Below are 17,492 nucleotides of genomic sequence, written 5' to 3' on the forward strand. Positions count from 1 at the left end.
GCGGGCTCCCGCATCATCGATGCCCTGCCGCTGCCGCGCGCAGTTGAATCTCTCAAGATCGGCGCGCTCCGTGCTGCCGCTGCCGCGCGCTCCATCGAGCGCAAACGCCTGCGCACTGAACGCTGCGGCCTGTCGATTCTGTCGCCACTGGTTATCGCGCCGCAGGCCACCGCCAGGAGCGCCGCATGATGCTCGCCGGGATCCACCACGTCGCGATCATTGCCGGCGATTACGCACGTTCCAAGCAGTTCTATTGCGAGATCCTCGGCCTGCGCGTGCTCGATGAGCATTACCGGCAGGCGCGCGACTCCTGGAAGCTGGACCTGGCGCTGCCGGACGGCGGGCAGATCGAGCTGTTCTCCTTTCCGGGCGCACCCCTGCGCCCCAGCCGCCCGGAGGCGCGTGGCCTGCGCCACCTGGCCTTCCGCGTGCAGGATCTGGATGCGGCCGTCGCCCATCTCAACGCGCACGGCGTGGTCACCGAAGACATCCGCATCGACGAGTACACCGGCCGCCGCTTCACCTTCTTTGCCGACCCGGACGACCTGCCGCTGGAGTTGTATGAGTGGCGTGAGGCGAGTGCCGATCGCTGCTGAAGCAGCACACGGAAGGTTGTGAGCCCCGCCGGCCGGGTACGGTCGCGCCCGCCAGGCGCACCGACTTGGATGAATGCATGCCGCAGCGCGGCTTTCCGCCTCCATACTCCACGGTATACATTCGCGATCAGGCCGCCGACGGTGGCCACTGCACTCCCTGGGAGGGGACACATGCGCAAGACCTTCAAGACCCTGATCGTGGCCCTGCCGCTGGCCGCCGCCTCGCTGCTGGCCCAGGCCGCCGACTCGCCGGTGGGCCGCTGGAAGACCATCGACGACGAAACCGGCAAGCCCAAGTCAGTGGTGCAGATCGAGCAGGCCGCCAACGGCACGTTGAGCGGCAAGGTGGTCGAGATCCTGCAATCCAACCATGGGCCCAACCCCACCTGCGACAAGTGCGACGGTGCGCTCAAAGGCAAGCCGATCAAGGGCATGACCATCCTGTGGGGCCTCAAGCCCGACGGCACCGCCGTGTGGGGCGGCGGCTCGGTGCTCGACCCGGCCAAGGGCAAGACCTACAAGGCCAAGATCACCCTGACCGACAGCGGCAAGAAACTGCAGATGCGCGGCTATGTCGGCATTGAAGCCCTGGGCCGCACGCAGACCTGGATTCGCGAGTAAGCCAGCGGGCATAGGAATCCCGGTGGCGCGCAAGGCGCCACCGTTTGAATCGCAATGCGATCCAGCAGCCAGCGGAGCGCAGCCTGAGACCGGCAGCCGTGCAGTAGACGCCAACCAGCGCGAAGTACACCGATCTTCTGCCACCCGCAGATCTGGCGATCCGCCATCGGCGTGTCACTGCAGATGACTCCAACTGCCTAGTACCCAATCGCCTGGGATGAACCGCTCGGACGCAGGACGTCCGCGGCTGTTCGCTAGCGGATCCTTCGCGCGCCACGCGTAGCCCCTGCTTTATGTCGCGAAGAAGAAACGAAGCACCATCCCGATATACGAAACAACAGCACAACGCGTGCTTGTCAAGCGAGCACAACAGTGAGATGAATTAACCACTGGTTAACCAACCATTGAGGTTTTCATTGCGGTGACGCAAAGCGCTCCCGCATCACTTTGTCAGTTTGGAGAGAGAGCATGACCCATCACACCTGGCGGCTGACGCCGGCGCCGCTGAGCCTGGCCCTGGCTGCCGTGCTGTCCGCGTTTGCAGCCACGGCAACTGCGTCTTCGCCCGATCCGCAGACCACCGCCGACCAATCCGCTCCAGATCAGGCTGGCAACGCGCCGGACGCCAAGCAGCTCGACAGCGTCATGGTGACCGGCTCGCGCATCGGCCGGGTTGGGTTTGATTCGCTGGAACCGGCCACAGTGGTGGGCGCCGAATATATCCAGGGGTACGGCTTTACCAATATTGCCGACGCACTGTTCATCCAGCCCAGCTTCGGGGCTGGCGCAACCTCCCGCGGCGACCAGTCAGGCTACGGCGCAGGTGTCAATTTCATCGGGCGCTTCGGGCTGGGCTCTAACCGCCAGCTAACGTTGGTCAATGGCAGGCGTTTTGTGACCTCCAACCCGCCAACCGTGTTCGGTCCAGCTGGCGGCGGCACGCAGGTGGACCTGAATGTCATCCCGACCATCCTCATCGACCAGGTCGAGACGATCGGTGTTGGCGGTGCACCCACTTACGGCTCGGATGCAATTTCCGGTGTCAGTAATCTGATCTTGCGCAAAAATTTTGACGGTGCCGAAGTCCGCATGGGCTATGGGCTGACCGACCGCGGCGACAACGAGCGCTTTAACTATTCCGCCCTGCTTGGCAGCAATTTTGGCGAGGGCCGCGGCAACATCACGATTGCGCTGGATGCCGACAACAGCCAGGGCGTGCTCGGTACCGCACGCCGTTTCTACCGTGATGCCTACTCGACCCGCGCAAACCCGTCCGCCAGCGCGATCGCCAATTTCCAGCCTGGCCGCACGCCGGCTAACGACGGCCGCGTGAATCCTGGCATTGGCTTCAACACCGGCCCCAACGATGGCATCCCCGGACGCGTGTTGATCCGCAATCGCCGGATCAGCGACATGACGTGGGGTGGACTGTTGTTCCCGTCCGATGCTGGAACCGTGCGCGACGCCAGTGGTCAGCTACGCGGGTTTGGCGCCAATGAAGATCAATTCGTGCAGTTCGATCGCAACGGAAACCTGGTCAACTACAACCCCGGCACCAACTTCGGCATCAGTGATGCGTCAGGCGGCGACGGCGTGAACCTGCAGGAAACTACGCAGATCATTTCCGATCTGGATCGCAAGACGGTATTTGCACTCGGCAACTATGATTTCACTGACCAGGTCTCCGGTTTCTTCGAGGCCTCGTTCTACACCTCCACCGCACGCGAACTGGTGGACCAGAACGTTTACAACGCCGCTGGCTTCGGCGTTGGCTCCGTGGATGGCAGCGGCGATCAAAGCGGCTCGCTCAACTTCAACATCAACAACCCGTTCCTCACCGAACAGAATCGCCAGACGCTGCAGAACCTGGGCGTGGAGGACTTCGTTTTGTCGCGCTCCTCGCGCGACCTGGTGCAAAACCAGTCCAGCACCGACACCAACCTCTGGCGCGCTGTGGTTGGCCTGCAGGGCAGCTTTGATGCAGCAGGCCGCGGGTTCAACTGGGAAGCCAGTGTCAACCACGGCGAAGGCAACTTCGACTACTACAACGACAACCTGATCCAGCAGAACTTCATCAACGCGATCAATGTCACCCGCAATAGCGCCGGGCAGATCGTCTGCGACAGCAGCGCCGCAGGCACAACCGTCGATCCGAATTGCGCCCCCTTGAATTTGTTCGGCGAAGGCGTGGCCTCACGTGCCGCACGCAACTATGTGATTGCCCCGACCCACGCCGAAGCACAGATGAAGCAAACGGTCTTCAATGCCAACATCACTGGTGCAATCATCGACCTGCCCGGCGGCGAGTTGCGCTTCAATGCAGGGTACGAGCGCCGCAAGGAAGAAGGCAGCTTTACGCCCAGCACCTTCGAACGACTGGGCCAGGGCCGCTCGGTTCCCATCGCGGCCGCATCGGGTGAGTTCACCACCAATGAATACTTCGGCGAGATCCTCGCGCCGCTGGTGAATCCGGACGCCGGCATTCCCGGCCTGCACCGGCTGGACCTGACCGGCAAGATTCGCCGGGTCGAAAACACGGTCAACGGCTGGTTCAGCGCCTACACCTATGGGCTGCAGTACGAGCCTTTCCAGGGCGTCCAGTTGCGCGGCAACAAGACACGTTCGTTCCGAGCGCCATCCATCGCCGAGCTCTATACCAGCCAGCAGCCTGCGTATTACTTCATCCCCGAGCCCTGCAGTGCTGCACAGATTGGCAGTGGCCCTCGCCCAGGCGTACGCGCGCGCAACTGCCAAGCGTTCTTCGATTTCTACACCAATGCCGATCCTGCCTCGTTCGAAGAGGCGCCGAGCAGCCAGCTTGGCTCGGTCAGCGGCAATACACGCTTGCAGAACGAGCAAGCAGAATCGTGGACCGCCGGTATCGTGCTGCAGCCGGAATGGGTCAAGGGTCTGCGGATCGCGGCGGACTGGTACGACATCCAGATCACCAACTCGGTCACCACCCTGTCGGAGGAGGACATCACCTCAGGCTGCTTCGATAGCGACACCTTCAATGCCAATGACGTGCCCAACGCGAACAATTTCTGCAGCCTGATCACGCGCAATCCACAGACCGGGGTCGCCAACAGTATCCGGACCGAGTACACCAATGGCCCATACACCAATTTCCGCGGCTGGACCGCCGAAGTGAACTATCGCTTCGATCTGGCCGATGTGGACTGGGGCAAGGGCATCGTTGACCTGAGCTTCTACGGCTACTTCCCCAAGACCCTGGAAAGTGCCGCTGCGCCCGGGATCCCGCCGGACGAAGCGGTTGGCGAGATCGATAATCCCAAGCGTCAGTTCCAATGGAACGCGCGTTACATGACGAGCCACTGGAATCTCGGCCTCAGTGCCAATTACTCCAGCAGCGTGGTGTATGACCTCACCGATACCGTTGAGACACGCGCCCCACTGGGCGTCCCGAGCTATACGTCCTACGACGCAAACGTGGGCTACGCCTTCGATACGCACACCAGCGTCAATCTCGCAGCGCTGAACGTGACCGACAAGCTGGTCGCCTTCCCCAACGTCTACGACGGCCTGGGCCGGCGTTACATGTTCACGTTGAATCATCGTTTCTAGCAGTGGGAAGGCCCCAGCCACCCGGGGAATAACGCCCGGGTGGCTGGCGGTCGGGGCTGCCGCTCCCGGCAGTGGGCTGCGGCGCCTGGACCCGTGCGCAGCCGTGCGATAATCACGTGTCCCCCGCATTACGCCCGCCATGACCCGCACCGCACTCGTCACTACCGCCCTGCCCTATGCCAATGGGCCGCTGCATCTTGGCCATCTGGTCGGTTATATCCAGGCCGACATCTGGGTGCGCGCGCGCCGGTTGCGCGGCGACAAGACCTGGTTCGTCTGCGCCGATGACACCCATGGCACGCCGATCATGCTTGCGGCTGAAAAGGCGGGCGTCACGCCGGAAGCCTTCATCGCCAACATCCAGGCCAGCCATGAGCGCGATTTCGCCGCGTTCGGGGTGACCTTCGATCACTACGATTCGACCAATTCGCCGGTCAATCGCGAACTCACCGAAGCCTTCTACACCAAGCTCGAGGCCGCCGGCCATATCAGCCGCCGCTCGGTGGCGCAGTTCTACGATCCGGCCAAGGGCATGTTCCTGCCGGACCGCTACATCAAGGGCATCTGCCCCAACTGCGGCAGCGCCGACCAGTACGGTGACAACTGCGAAGTCTGTGGCGCGACCTATGCGCCGACCGAGCTGAAAGAGCCCAAGTCGGTGATCTCCGGCGCCACGCCCGAGCTGCGCGATTCGGAGCACTTTTTCTTCGAAGTCGGCCATTTCGACGGCTTCCTGCGGGAGTGGCTGGATGGCGACGTGGCATTGCCGGGCGTCAAGGCCAAGCTCAAGGAATGGCTGGATGCCGAAGGCGGCCTGCGCGCGTGGGACATCTCGCGCGACGCGCCGTATTTCGGTTTCCAGATTCCCGGCCAGCCCGGCAAGTATTTCTACGTCTGGCTGGACGCGCCGATCGGCTACCTGTGCAGCTTCAAGACCCTGTGCGCGCAGATGGGCGAAGACTTCCAGGCGCATCTGGCGGCCGGCACGCAGACCGAACTGCATCACTTCATCGGCAAGGACATCGTCAATTTCCACGGCCTGTTCTGGCCGGCGGTGCTGCATGGCACCGGCCACCGCGCGCCAACCCGGCTGCACGTCAACGGCTACCTGATGGTGGACGGCGCCAAGATGTCCAAGTCGCGCGGCACCTTCGTGATGGCGCGGACATTCCTGGATGTCGGCCTGGAGCCGGAGGCGCTGCGTTATTACTTCGCCGCCAAATCCTCCGGTGGCGTCGACGACCTGGACCTCAACCTGGGCGATTTCGTTGCGCGGGTGAACGCGGACCTGGTCGGCAAATTCGTCAATCTGGCCAGCCGCTGCGCCGGCTTCATCGGCAAGCGCTTCGACGGCAAACTGGCCGACGCGCTGCCCGATCCGGCGCAGTACGCGCGCTTTGTCGAGGCACTGGCGCCGATTCGCGAAGCCTACGAGCGCAATGACCCGGCCAGTGCGATCCGCCAGACCATGGCGCTGGCCGACGAGGCCAACAAGTACATCGACGACACCAAACCGTGGGTGATCGCCAAGCAGGAAGGCGCCGATGCGCAACTGCAATCGGTGTGCACGCAGGGCCTGAACCTGTTCCGCCTGCTGGTGGCCGCGCTCAAGCCGATCCTGCCGCGCACCGCCGCCGAGGCCGAGGCCTTCCTGTCGGCACCGATGACCAGTTGGGAGGACGTGAGCCGCCCGCTCACTCGCCATGTCATCCAGCCCTACACCGCCCTGTTCACCCGCATTGACCCCAAATTGATCGACGCCATGACCGACGCTTCCAAAGACACGATGGCCGCACCTGCGGCACCGGCTGCGACCACCGCCAGCGCTGAAAAGGTGGCCAAAATCGATGCAAAAGCGGCTACGCCGGCCAATCCCCCCGCCTCCGTCGCGAATCCAGGTCTTATTGGCATGGACGATTTCGCCAAGCTCGATCTGCGCATCGGCAAGGTGCTGGTGTGCGAAGCGGTGGAAGGCTCGGACAAGCTGCTGCGCTTCGAACTGGATGCCGGCGAGCTGGGCAAGCGCCAGATCTTCTCGGGTATCCGCGCAAGCTACGGCGAACCTGAAACGCTGGTCGGCCGCAGCGTGGTGTTCATCGCCAACCTGGCCCCGCGCAAGATGCGCTTCGGCATCAGCGAAGGCATGATCCTCTCGGCCGGCTTCGACGGCGGCGCCCTGGCGCTGCTGGACGCCGATGCGGGCGCACAGCCGGGGATGCCGGTTCGGTGAAGCAGGGAATCGGGAGTGGGGAATCGGGAATCGCAACGCACGCGGCCCTGTCCCTCACGCCTGCTCGGCTTCCACAGTGCAACGCAGCGCGAACGACACTCTGACAGCAGACGACGCATTTCCCACTCCCGAATCCCCAATCTCCGCCCCAATGCAACTCGCCCTGTTCGATTTCGATCACACCGTGACCACCTGCGACACCTACGCGCGGTTCCTGCGCCAGGTGGCCAGCCCGGAACAGCGGGCGGCGGCACGGTGGCAGGTGGGGCCCTGGGTGGCGGGTTATCGGCTCGGGCTGGTGTCGGCGCCGCGCCTGTGCGGGCGGGTGACGCGGCTGGTGTTCACGGGCCGCGCCCTGGACGAGATGCAGACGCACGGCGCCAGCTATGCACGCACCGACCTGCCGGGCGTGTTGCGCCCGGAGGTGATGCGACGCATCGACTGGCACCAGGCCCAAGGCCATGAGGTGGTGCTGGTCTCGGCATCGCTGGACCTGTACCTGCAGCCGTGGTGCACGCAGCATGGCCTGTCGCTGATCTGCAACCAGCTGGAGCACGCGGCCGGCCGGCTCACCGGCCGCTACGCCGATGGCGATTGCGGCCCGCACAAGGCTGCGCAGATTCGCCTGCGCTACGCACTGGCGCAGTACGACTGTGTGCATGCCTATGGCGACAGCCGCGAAGACCGGCCCATGCTCGCACTGGCGCAGCAGCGCTGGTACCGCGGCCAGCAACTGCACTGACACGCCGCGCAATGCCCACCTCGCTCCCCACGCTGGTCGAACGTCTGGACCGCCTGTTGCCGCAGACCCAATGCGGCCAGTGCGGGTTCGACGGCTGTCGCCCCTATGCGCAGGCGATGGCCGAGGGCAAGGCCACGATCGACCACTGCCCGCCCGGCGGCGATGCGGGCGCGCGGGCGCTGGCGCAGGTGCTGCAGGTGCCGGCGCGCCCATATGACCGCAGCCGCGGCACCCATCTGCCCCCGCAGGTGGCCTGGATCGTGGAAGCCGATTGCATCGGCTGCACCAAGTGCATCCAGGCCTGCCCCGTGGATGCCATCGTAGGTGGCGCCAAGCATATGCACACGGTGATCGCCCCGCTGTGCACCGGTTGCGAGCTATGCGTGCCGGCCTGCCCGGTGGATTGCATCGAGCTGCGTGTAGTCGGTTAAGCGCAGCGGTCGAAAACGGCCGCGCAGGTCCGCAGGCATAGTCCGCGCCTATTCGACGATGTCCGCGCCCTGGCCGCCAACGGCGATGCCGAGCAGACGGAAGACGGAATGACGGCATCGCCCAAGCGCATGAACCACGCGCCCCAGGGCCCTCTGCGCCTTCGCCTCTACGTGGCGACACGTCGTCAGATCCCCGAATGCCGAAGGGCACTGAGTGAAGCCGGGGGTGGCGAGACCCACATCGCTGAACGCGGTTGTTCGCCCGCTCCAGGCATCAGTATCAGCACCAGTTCCCCACCCCCGCCAGCCTGCCCGCGTCACCCCGACGACACCACGCACCGGCCACGTGCGCCGATCACTGTCACAGACGCTCGCCGCCCGCTCATCCTCCGACGTCAGGAACCCCCTGACGCCTCCCGCCGCATCCGTGCTGCGGACGCGCTCGTATCAGGTCAGGACTGTCATCGAGGAACGCGCCGATGCGCCTGCCCGCCGCCGTTACCAAGCTCGCCACGCTTTGCCGCCCCACACCGCCGTTGCTGCTATTGGTGCTGGCCTGCCTGCCGTTGGGCGCTGCCGCCGCGGTCACCCGCGTCGACGGCGATGCCTTCGATGGCGACAGCGGTGCGCTGCGCTACCGCGAGTCGCATTGGCTGCTCGATGACGGCGGGCGGTTGGTGCTGTACCGCTGCAAGGACGGGCAGCCTTTCGCGCGCAAACAGGTCGATGGCGGCAGCAGTGCGCCCAATTTCAGCCTGGTCGATGGCCGCGATGGTTATCGCGAAGGCGTGCGGCAGCGCGACGGTGTGCGCGAGATGTACCAGCAGCTCCCGGGCAAGCCGGAACGCCGCACCGCACTGCCGGCGACCGAGACGCCACGCGTGATCGATGCCGGCTTCGATGCGTATCTGCGCACGCACTGGGCCGCCCTTGGCAGCGCTGCGCAGCAGGTGGAATTCGTGTTGCCCAGCCTGCAGCGGCAACTGACGTTCCGCGTGCAACGCATCGGCGAAACCGCCGGGCAGCGCCGCTACAAGGTCAGCCTGGATGCCTGGTATGGCGCGGCGCTGCCGGCCCTGGAAGTCACCTACGCCATCGCCGACAAGCGCCTGCTCGAATTCCGTGGCGTGGGCAATCTGCGCGATGCCAATGGCCGCTATCCGCGCGTGCGCATCGTGTTTCCCGACACACCGGCGCAGCCGGCCAACGCCGAGTCGCTGCGCCAGGCCCGCGAGCAACCGCTGGTTGCGCGATGCGACGTGCCGTGAGCACCGCCGCCCTCTTCACACCCGCCCACACGCGCTTGCGTACAACGGCCCGGGCAGCCCTTTCCCCTGCAGGAGCATCGTCATGGCCAAGGCCTATCTCTGGATCAACGCAGTGCTCTATGTCGTCCTGGCGATCTGGTGCACCCTCTCGCCAAGCAAGACCGCCACGGCGGTGGGCTACACGCAGCTGTCGCCGGCTGGCCAGTCCGAATACCTGGTCATCTATGGCGGGCTGCAGTTGGGCATGGCCTTCCTGTTCGGCTATTTCGCCTGGATCGATCAACCGCGCACCGGCCTGCTGGTCGCACTGGCGTTCTACGTGCCCATCGTGCTGTTCCGCACCGTCTCGCTCTCGCGCCTGTGGCCGGTCTCCGCGCCAACGGTGGCACTGGCGGGTGTGGAAATCCTGCTGCTGCTCGCCGCCGTGCTGCTGTGGTTCAAGCACCGATGAAAGACTCTTTCGGCTCAGTCCGGTACGATCGGCGCCACCTCCGCCAACGCCCGACCGCATGAGTGCCATTCCTGGCCACGACGACGATGAGACCGGACGCCTGCTCACCGCAACGGCGGGCGGCGACCGCCACGCCTTCGAAGCGTTGTACCGGCAAACCTCGCCCAAGCTGTTCGGGGTGTGCCTGCGCATGATCCCGCAGCGCGCCGAAGCCGAAGAAGTGCTGCAGGACGTGTTTACGCTGATCTGGCACAAGGCCGGGCAGTTCGACCCGAGCCGTGCGCGCGGGCTGACCTGGCTGGCGATGATTGCGCGCAACAAGGCCATCGACCATCTGCGCGCCACCGCGCCGCAGCGCCGTAACGTGGCGTTGGACGATGCCGGCGAACTGCGCTCGGCCGATGCCTCGCCGTTGGAGCGCGCCGAACGCCTCACCACGCGCCGCCGCATCGATCACTGTCTGGCCGAACTGGAACCGCCACGCAGCGAGCTGATCCGCACTGCGTTCTTCGAAGGTATTACCTACGAAGAACTGGCCGAGCGCACCGATACGCCGATTGGCACGGTCAAAAGCTGGATCCGCCGGGGTCTGGCCAAACTCAAGGCATGTCTGGAACGATGAGCACGCCCTTTCCCATCGACCAGGAACCACCCCGCGACGTGCTGGCCGGCGAGTATGTGCTGGGCCTGCTCAGCGCCGACGACCGTCTGGCCGTTGAGCAGCGCATCGCCACCGATGCGCAGTTCGCGCAGGCAGTGGCGCAATGGCAAGAACATCTGGCGCCGCTGCTGGAAGAAATCGCCGCGGTGACACCGGCCGACCAGGTCTGGACGCGTGTGCGCCAGGCACTGGGCTTCGACACACCGTTGCATGCGGTGCCCGCATCCGGCGTGCAGGCAGCGGCGCCACCGGCATCGGTTCCGCTATGGAACAGCGTGCGCTTCTGGCGCTGGGCCAGTGCCGGTGGCCTGGCCACTGCAGCGGTCTGTGTGCTGGCCTTGCTCAGCGTGCGCACCCCGCCGACCGCGCCGCCGTCTGGCCCGGTGCAGAACACGCCGATCGTGCAGACACCGCCGGCCAAGCCCCCGGTCACTCCGCCGGCAACCGGCATTGCGATGACCTCCACACTGGCCACCGCCGATGGGCGCCCAGGCTATGTGGCGTTGATGGATGCCGACAAGCAGGTCATCACCGTGACGCCGCTGGATCGCACCGCCACCGCCGGCAAGGTGCCGGAATTGTGGCTGATCACCCCCGATGGCAAGGCGCACTCGATGGGCGTGTTCGACGACCAGCGTGCGCGGCGTGCGTCCATCCCGGCGCCGTTGATGCCGATGCTCAGCAACGAGGCGATCCTGGCCGTCACCCTGGAACCACCGGGTGGTGCGCCGGGCGGCGTGGCCACCGGCACCGTGGTGGCCAAGGGCGGCATCAGCACGTTGGCCATGGCGCCTTGATCGCCTGAGTGCAGCGGCATCCGTCAAAGGATGCCGCTGGCAGCGTCATTGGCAAACACCTCGCGCGCCGTCGTCCAGCAGCACGGACCATGCCCACGCACGGCATCGTTCGAGCGAGCTGCTGCACCTGCGCACCGTCAGTGCCTGCCTCGCAGCCGTGCAGCCGTGTTTCTTCTTCTGGCAAAGCAGACTCGTCCGCGCGCACGCACTTTGCGCGGATGTTTTTGTGTGCGCCGCCACGCGAATCGCTTGCGCTCCCAACCGTAGACGCCGGATGCGTGCGACGATCAAGCGGACTGGTGCATCTGTTTGTCGGCAGCATCCGTAAAGGGTCCCATCCACCACGGAGAACCATGCGTGCCGAGCTCTGGACTCGACCCCCGCGTCGCACCCACGCCCCACCCCGCCCCCCCGCCACAGCGCGCGGACAAGGCCCGGCGGTTCGGCAGCCTGCGTCGCTGGGTGGATTCGCAAACCGACGAACCGCTGGACGAAGCCCGCGCGGACCGCATCGACTGGCTGCGTGCGCTGCCGTTCATCGCCTTGCACCTGGCCTGCTTTGCGGTGTTCTGGGTCGGTGTGTCGTGGTTCGCAGTGGGCATGGCCGTGGCGCTGTACGCGCTGCGCATGTTCGCGCTGACCGGGTTCTATCACCGCTATTTCTCGCACCGCGCATTCAAGACCTCGCGCGTGGTGCAGTTCGTGTTCGCCGCGATCGCCGCCACCTGCGTGCAACGTGGGCCGCTGTGGTGGGCCGCACATCATCGCAACCATCATCGCCATACCGACACCGGCCGTGACCCGCATTCGCCGGCACAGCACGGCTTCTGGTGGAGCCATACCGGCTGGTTCCTGACCCCGCGCAATTTCCGCACCGATTGGGAAGTGATTCCGGATCTGCGCCGCTTCACCGAACTGCGTTTTCTGGACCGCTTCGACATCGTGATGCCGGTGCTGCTGGCACTGGGACTGTACCTGCTGGGCGACTGGCTGGCGGCTGCAGCGCCTGGCCTGCAGACCAGTGGCGTGCAGTTGCTGGTCTGGGGCTTCGTGCTGTCCACGGTGGCGTTGTTCCATGCCACCTTCACCATCAATTCGCTGGCGCACCGCTTCGGCAGCCGACGCTTCGACACCCGCGACGACAGCCGCAACAACTGGCTGCTGGCGCTGCTCACCTTCGGCGAAGGCTGGCACAACAACCATCATTTCTTCCCCGGCTCGGCGCGCCAGGGCGTGCGTTGGTGGGAATACGACATGACCTGGTACGGGCTCACGGTGATGTCGTGGGTGGGCCTGGTGTGGGATCTCAAACCGATGCCCGCCATGCTGACGCGACGCGCCGGACGGGTGGCGCGATGAGCGGTGGCAGGATCGCGGTGGTCGGCAGTGGAATCGCTGGCCTGGGCGCCGCATGGCTGCTGTCGCGGCGTTACGAAGTGACGCTGTTCGAGGCCGCCGATTATCTCGGCGGCCACACGCACACCCACGACATCCAGCTGGAGGGCCAGCGTTACGCGGTGGACAGCGGCTTCATCGTGTTCAACTCGCAGCACTACCCCTTGCTCACCCGGTTGTTCGCCGAAATCGACGTGGCGTCGCAGTCCACCACCATGAGTTTTTCGGTGCACGATGCGCGCAGCGGGCTCGAATACAACGCCGGCTCGCTGGGTGGGCTGTTCTGCCAGCGCCGTAACCTGCTCAGCCCACGCTTCTGGGGCATGCTGGCCGACCTGCGGCGTTTTTACCGGCAGGCGCCTGCGGTACTGACCAGCGACGAGCGTTTCAGCACGCTGGGCGAGTACCTGCACCGGCATGGCTATTCGGACACCTTTCGCGACCAGCACCTGGTGCCGATGGCCTCGGCGCTGTGGTCCTCGCCCTCGCAACGCATTCTCGAATTTCCGATGGGCCAGTTGATCGGCTTCATGGCCAATCACCACATGCTGCAGATCAGCGGACGGCCGCAGTGGCAGGTGGTGCGCGGTGGTTCGTCGAGCTATGTGCGCGCGTTGCGGCGGCGTTGGCAGGTGCAGGAACGCCTGTCCACGCCGGTGCACGCCGTCCGCCGGGCCGGCAATGGCGTGGTCGTGACCTCGTTGCGCGGCGACGAGCACTTCGACGAGGTGGTGCTTGCCTGCCATGCCGACGATGCATTGGCCCTGCTCAGCGATGCCACGCCTGCCGAACAGCAGATCCTGGGCGCCATCACCTACCAGAACAACGACACCGTGTTGCACACCGATGCCAGCGTGCTGCCGCGCGACCGCCGCGCCTGGGCGGCCTGGAATGCGCACGTACCGGCCGACCCGCAGGCGCCGTGCACGGTGAGCTACTGGATGAACGCGCTGCAGTCGATCAACGCACCGCAGCCGTTCATCGTCAGCCTCAATCGTGACCAGGACATCGCACCGGAGAAAGTGCTGCGCCGCATGCGCTACCGCCACCCGGTGCAGAACGCCGCCGCACTCGATGCGCAGGCACGCAAGGCGCAGATCCAGGGCCAGCGGCACACCTGGTTTGCCGGCGCGGCGTGGGGCTTCGGCTTCCACGAAGATGGCCTGCGCAGCGGCGTGGACGTGGCACACGCACTGGGAGTGCCGTGGTGACCCAGCTGCTGCGCGAAGCGATCACCGATGCCGTTCCACTGCCGCCCACCGAGGGCGGTGGTGCCGGACGGCTGCACGGCCCGTTGCGCAGCGCCATCTATACCGGCTGGGTGCGGCACCGCCGTTACGCCCCCAAGCCGCTGCAATTCCGCTACCGCCTGTTCCTGATGTATCTGGATCTGGCCGAGCTGGAGCACGTCTTTGCACGCCGCTGGCTATGGTCGGTGGGCCGCGCGAATCTGGCGCAGTTCCGCCGCAGCGACTACCTGGGCGACCCGCAGGTGCCGCTGGACCAGGCCGTGCGCGACTGCGTGCAGGCGCACACCGGCGACCGCCCGGACGGTGCGATCCGCCTGCTCACGCACCTGCGCTACTTCGGCCATGTGTTCAATCCGGTCAGCTTCTACTACTGCTTCGACCGCCACGACGGGCTGCGCTGGATCGTGGCCGAAATCACCAACACGCCCTGGCAGCAGCGCCACACCTATGTGCTGCCGGTGGCGCAGGCGCGCAGCCATCGCGATGTGCATGCCTGGCGCTTCGATAAACGCTTCCACGTGTCGCCATTCATGGGCATGCAGCACCACTACGACTGGCGCTTCAGCGTGCCCACCGAACACCTGCGCGTGCACATGGATGTGCTGGATGCCATCGACGCCACGCCGCAAGCCCCTGCGCAGCAGGCGCGCCGCTTCGATGCCACGCTGGTGCTGCAGCGCCAGCCGCTGACCGCAGGCACGCTGGCGCGCACGCTGCTTGGCTACCCCTTGATGACCGTGCAGGTGGTGCTGGCCATCCATTGGCAGGCACTGCGCCTGTGGCTGCGCGGCAATCCCATCCACGATCACCCCACTCCGCCTGTGCGAGAACGCTCATGAGTGCCACCTCCCTGCCCGACACTGCCGCGCCGCGCGCGGCCTCGTGGACCGATCGTCTGTTGCGCAAGCGGCTGCTGGCCACACTGGGCGACCTGCGCGATGGGCAGCTGCAGCTGCATGAAGCCGATCGCGTCACCACGCTCGGCAATGCCAGCGGCGTGCAGGCGCTGCAGACCCAGTTGCGGGTGACCGACCCGCGCTTCTATCGGCAGGCCGCGCTCAACGGCAGTGTCGGCGCTGGCGAGGCCTACATGGATGGCGATTGGCAGTGCGACGATCTGGTGACGCTGATGCGCCTGCTGCTGCGCAACCGCGACCGACTGGACGCGATGGAGACCGGCACCGCCCGCCTGGGCGGCTGGGCCATGCGCAGCCTGCATACGCTGGCACGCAATACGCGCAGCGGCAGCCGGCGCAACATCGCCGCGCATTACGACCTGGGCAACCCGCTGTTCCGGTTGTTCCTGGATGCCAACCTGATGTACTCTTCGGCCATCTTCGTCGACGGCGAAGAAGCGCAGGGCGAGGCGGCGCTCGAGCGCGCGGCCACCCGCAAGCTGGAACGCATCTGCGAAAAGCTGCGCCTGGGGCCGCAGCACCATGTGGTGGAAATCGGCACCGGCTGGGGCGGGTTTGCGCTGCATGCCGCACGCGAACATGGCTGCCGCGTCACCACCACCACCATCTCGCGCGAACAGTTCGAACTGGCCACCCAGCGCATCGCTGCAGCCGGCTTGAGCGAGCGCGTGACGGTGCTGCTGCGCGACTACCGCGACCTGGAAGGCCACTACGACCGCGTGGTGTCGATCGAGATGATCGAGGCCATCGGGCACCAATACCTGGACACCTACTTCGCCAAGGTCGGCAGCCTGCTGACCGACGAGGGCGAGGCGCTGATCCAGGCGATCACCATCGAAGACCATCGCTATGCGCAGGCACTGCGCTCGGTGGACTTCATCAAGCGGCACATCTTCCCGGGCAGCTTCATTCCCTCGGTGGCGGCCATGACCGGCGCCATCGGCCGCGCCAGCGATCTGCGCCTGTTCAATCTGGAAGACATCGGCCCCAGCTATGCACTGACCCTGCGTGCGTGGCGGCAGCGCTTCATGGCGCAACTGCCGCAGGTGCGCGCACTGGGCTACGACGAGCGCTTCATCCGCATGTGGGAGTTCTATCTGGCCTATTGCGAAGCCGGTTTCCTGGAACGCTCGATCGGCGATGTGCATCTGTGGTTGAGCAAGCCGGGCGCACGTCCGCCGCAGTTCGTGCCCGGGTTGAGCAGCGCCGCATGAAGCAGCTGGGCAACTACGTCGGCTTGCAGGTGCTGTGGCTGGTGGCGGTCAGCTCAGCCGCGCGTGGGCGGGTGTGGCCCACGCTGCTGGCGTTGGCGCTGTTTGCGCTCTACCAACTGTGGCCCACGCGGCGCGCGCGCGGCGACTGGCAGTTGCTGCTGGCCGCCATCGCACTGGGGCTGTTGCTGGACACCACACTGGCCGCAGGCGACTGGGTGCGCTACGCCGCGCCGTGGCCGGGCAGCGTGCTCGCGCCTGCGTGGATCCTGGCGCTCTGGCTGGGATTTGCGCTCACGCTCAATCATTCACTGGCAACGGTCATGCAGCGCCCGTGGCTGGCGGTTGTGCTGGGCGCGGTCTTCGGGCCGCTGTCGTACTGGCTGGCCGAGCGCAGCTGGCAGGCCATCGAATTGCTGGCACCGCAGCGCAATGCGGTGCTGGCGCTGGCGATTGGCTGGGGCGCGGCCTGCGGCCTGCTCTCGCTGTATGCCCGCCGCCTGGCACGCCCCGCCTTTGAACCCATCGCTGGAGACCCGCAATGACTGTCTGGCCGCTGCTGCATGTCGGCGTGTTCGCCGCCGTGGTGATGGTGTTGGGTTGGCTGTGGCAACGCCGCAGTGGCAACGCCGGCCCGGTGGACGTGTTGTGGGCGGGCTGCCTGGCGGTTGCTGCGCCCTACTGCGCGTGGATGTCCGATGGTGCGCTGCTGCCACGCGTGCTGGTGGCGGTGCTCGGCGGCGTGTGGGGCGCACGGCTTGCCTGGCACCTGGGCGTGCGTGTGTTCGGCGACCCCCACGAGGATGGCCGCTACCGCGCCCTGCGTGAGCACTGGAACGGCGATCAACGCAAGTTCCTGGGCTTTTTCCTGGCCCAGGCGGTGGTGGTGGTGCTGTTCTCGGTGCCGTTCCTGGCCGCAGCCAGCAACCCGAACCCGGCATGGAGCGTGTGGAGCAGCCTGGCGATTGTGGTGTGGTTGATCGCCGTCGGCGGCGAGGCGCTGGCCGACCGGCAGTTGTCTGCGCACAAGGCCAACCCGGCCAATCGCGGCAAGACGTGTCGCACCGGGCTCTGGCGCTATTCGCGGCATCCCAATTACTTCTTCGAATTCGTGCATTGGTTTGCGTATCTGGCCCTGGCGGTCGGTGCGGGGCCGTGGCCGGTGGCGCTGTGTGCGCTCGGCCCGGTGGTGATGTTCGTGTTCCTGTATCGCTTCACCGGCATTCCCTATACCGAGCAGCAGGCACTGCGCTCGCGTGGCGAGGACTACGCCCAGTACCAACGCAGCACCAGCGCATTTTTCCCGCTTCCCCCTTCATCCTGATTCGCCTGGAGAG

At 65.9% G+C, this 17,492-nt stretch carries 16 protein-coding genes; all 16 read left to right on the forward strand.

Going from position 1 to position 17,492, the window contains the following annotated elements; all coding sequences use genetic code 11:
• The first annotated feature begins 185 nt into the window (after window positions 1-185).
• The 16 genes from ACD584_RS11930 to ACD584_RS12005 all read left to right on the forward strand — a co-directional run bounded on the left by ACD584_RS11930 (window position 186) and on the right by ACD584_RS12005 (window position 17,479).
• Window positions 186-596 (forward strand): VOC family protein, encoded by a 411-nt coding sequence (locus ACD584_RS11930; RefSeq protein WP_057672928.1) that lies wholly within the window; start codon window positions 186-188, stop codon window positions 594-596.
• A 171-nt stretch (window positions 597-767) separates the two neighbouring features.
• Window positions 768-1,217, forward strand: a complete 450-nt coding sequence (locus tag ACD584_RS11935; protein ID WP_076036093.1) for a DUF2147 domain-containing protein — start codon at window positions 768-770, stop codon at window positions 1,215-1,217.
• A gap of 468 nt (window positions 1,218-1,685) precedes the next feature.
• Complete coding sequence (locus ACD584_RS11940) at window positions 1,686-4,802, forward strand: TonB-dependent receptor domain-containing protein (protein WP_076036094.1); 3,117 nt, start codon at window positions 1,686-1,688, stop codon at window positions 4,800-4,802.
• Between the two features lie 139 nt (window positions 4,803-4,941).
• The gene (metG, locus tag ACD584_RS11945) at window positions 4,942-7,032 is read left to right on the forward strand and encodes a methionine--tRNA ligase (RefSeq protein ID WP_076036095.1); all 2,091 of its coding nucleotides are present in this window, start codon (window positions 4,942-4,944) and stop codon (window positions 7,030-7,032) included.
• Between the two features lie 151 nt (window positions 7,033-7,183).
• Window positions 7,184-7,774 carry an HAD family hydrolase gene (locus ACD584_RS11950; protein ID WP_076036096.1) on the forward strand — a complete coding sequence of 197 codons (591 nt, stop codon included), beginning with the start codon at window positions 7,184-7,186 and terminating at the stop codon, window positions 7,772-7,774.
• Between the two features lie 11 nt (window positions 7,775-7,785).
• Entirely contained in the window at window positions 7,786-8,205 is a 420-nt protein-coding gene (gene rnfB / locus ACD584_RS11955; RefSeq protein ID WP_011036529.1) for an Rnf electron transport complex subunit RnfB, read from the forward strand.
• Window positions 8,206-8,684: 479 nt separating this feature from the next.
• Entirely contained in the window at window positions 8,685-9,473 is a 789-nt protein-coding gene (locus ACD584_RS11960) for a hypothetical protein (protein ID WP_014507209.1), read from the forward strand.
• An 82-nt stretch (window positions 9,474-9,555) separates the two neighbouring features.
• Window positions 9,556-9,924, forward strand: coding sequence for a DUF4345 family protein (locus ACD584_RS11965; RefSeq protein WP_014507208.1), 369 nt, complete (start codon window positions 9,556-9,558; stop codon window positions 9,922-9,924).
• A 58-nt stretch (window positions 9,925-9,982) separates the two neighbouring features.
• A complete protein-coding gene (locus ACD584_RS11970) occupies window positions 9,983-10,546 on the forward strand; it encodes a sigma-70 family RNA polymerase sigma factor (RefSeq protein ID WP_011036526.1) in 564 nt (187 codons plus the stop codon).
• Entirely contained in the window at window positions 10,543-11,382 is an 840-nt protein-coding gene (locus tag ACD584_RS11975) for an anti-sigma factor domain-containing protein (RefSeq protein WP_070692657.1), read from the forward strand. Before ACD584_RS11970 ends, ACD584_RS11975 begins: the two co-directional genes overlap by 4 nt.
• Before the next feature lie 357 nt (window positions 11,383-11,739).
• Window positions 11,740-12,741: an acyl-CoA desaturase gene (locus tag ACD584_RS11980; RefSeq protein WP_175611534.1), complete on the forward strand. Its 1,002-nt coding sequence runs from the start codon at window positions 11,740-11,742 to the stop codon at window positions 12,739-12,741.
• Window positions 12,738-13,988 carry an NAD(P)/FAD-dependent oxidoreductase gene (locus ACD584_RS11985; protein WP_076036101.1) on the forward strand — a complete coding sequence of 417 codons (1,251 nt, stop codon included), beginning with the start codon at window positions 12,738-12,740 and terminating at the stop codon, window positions 13,986-13,988. Before ACD584_RS11980 ends, ACD584_RS11985 begins: the two co-directional genes overlap by 4 nt.
• Entirely contained in the window at window positions 13,982-14,866 is an 885-nt protein-coding gene (locus tag ACD584_RS11990; RefSeq protein WP_175611535.1) for a DUF1365 domain-containing protein, read from the forward strand. The genes ACD584_RS11985 and ACD584_RS11990 overlap by 7 nt, the downstream gene beginning before the upstream one ends.
• Window positions 14,863-16,158, forward strand: a complete 1,296-nt coding sequence (locus tag ACD584_RS11995; protein ID WP_076036103.1) for a cyclopropane-fatty-acyl-phospholipid synthase family protein — start codon at window positions 14,863-14,865, stop codon at window positions 16,156-16,158. The genes ACD584_RS11990 and ACD584_RS11995 overlap by 4 nt, the downstream gene beginning before the upstream one ends.
• On the forward strand, window positions 16,155-16,700 hold the full coding sequence (locus ACD584_RS12000) for a DUF2878 domain-containing protein (RefSeq protein ID WP_076036104.1): 546 nt from the start codon (window positions 16,155-16,157) through the stop codon (window positions 16,698-16,700). Before ACD584_RS11995 ends, ACD584_RS12000 begins: the two co-directional genes overlap by 4 nt.
• Window positions 16,697-17,479, forward strand: coding sequence for a DUF1295 domain-containing protein (locus ACD584_RS12005; RefSeq protein WP_076036105.1), 783 nt, complete (start codon window positions 16,697-16,699; stop codon window positions 17,477-17,479). The genes ACD584_RS12000 and ACD584_RS12005 overlap by 4 nt, the downstream gene beginning before the upstream one ends.
• Window positions 17,480-17,492: the final 13 nt, after the last annotated feature.

Source organism: Xanthomonas sp. NCPPB 2922 (genome assembly GCF_041520885.1).
Classification (GTDB): Bacteria; Pseudomonadota; Gammaproteobacteria; order Xanthomonadales; family Xanthomonadaceae; genus Xanthomonas; species Xanthomonas campestris.

What these genes read in the sequence shown, in the direction of transcription:
- ACD584_RS11930 (WP_057672928.1), top strand. Translation starts at nt 186, where the DNA reads ATGATGCTCGCCGGGATCCACCACGTCGCGATCATTGCCGGCGATTAC.
- ACD584_RS11935 (WP_076036093.1), top strand. Translation starts at nt 768, where the DNA reads ATGCGCAAGACCTTCAAGACCCTGATCGTGGCCCTGCCGCTGGCCGCC.
- ACD584_RS11940 (WP_076036094.1), top strand. Translation starts at nt 1,686, where the DNA reads ATGACCCATCACACCTGGCGGCTGACGCCGGCGCCGCTGAGCCTGGCC.
- metG (WP_076036095.1), top strand. Translation starts at nt 4,942, where the DNA reads ATGACCCGCACCGCACTCGTCACTACCGCCCTGCCCTATGCCAATGGG.
- ACD584_RS11950 (WP_076036096.1), top strand. Translation starts at nt 7,184, where the DNA reads ATGCAACTCGCCCTGTTCGATTTCGATCACACCGTGACCACCTGCGAC.
- rnfB (WP_011036529.1), top strand. Translation starts at nt 7,786, where the DNA reads ATGCCCACCTCGCTCCCCACGCTGGTCGAACGTCTGGACCGCCTGTTG.
- ACD584_RS11960 (WP_014507209.1), top strand. Translation starts at nt 8,685, where the DNA reads ATGCGCCTGCCCGCCGCCGTTACCAAGCTCGCCACGCTTTGCCGCCCC.
- ACD584_RS11965 (WP_014507208.1), top strand. Translation starts at nt 9,556, where the DNA reads ATGGCCAAGGCCTATCTCTGGATCAACGCAGTGCTCTATGTCGTCCTG.
- ACD584_RS11970 (WP_011036526.1), top strand. Translation starts at nt 9,983, where the DNA reads ATGAGTGCCATTCCTGGCCACGACGACGATGAGACCGGACGCCTGCTC.
- ACD584_RS11975 (WP_070692657.1), top strand. Translation starts at nt 10,543, where the DNA reads ATGAGCACGCCCTTTCCCATCGACCAGGAACCACCCCGCGACGTGCTG.
- ACD584_RS11985 (WP_076036101.1), top strand. Translation starts at nt 12,738, where the DNA reads ATGAGCGGTGGCAGGATCGCGGTGGTCGGCAGTGGAATCGCTGGCCTG.
- ACD584_RS11995 (WP_076036103.1), top strand. Translation starts at nt 14,863, where the DNA reads ATGAGTGCCACCTCCCTGCCCGACACTGCCGCGCCGCGCGCGGCCTCG.
- ACD584_RS12000 (WP_076036104.1), top strand. Translation starts at nt 16,155, where the DNA reads ATGAAGCAGCTGGGCAACTACGTCGGCTTGCAGGTGCTGTGGCTGGTG.
- ACD584_RS12005 (WP_076036105.1), top strand. Translation starts at nt 16,697, where the DNA reads ATGACTGTCTGGCCGCTGCTGCATGTCGGCGTGTTCGCCGCCGTGGTG.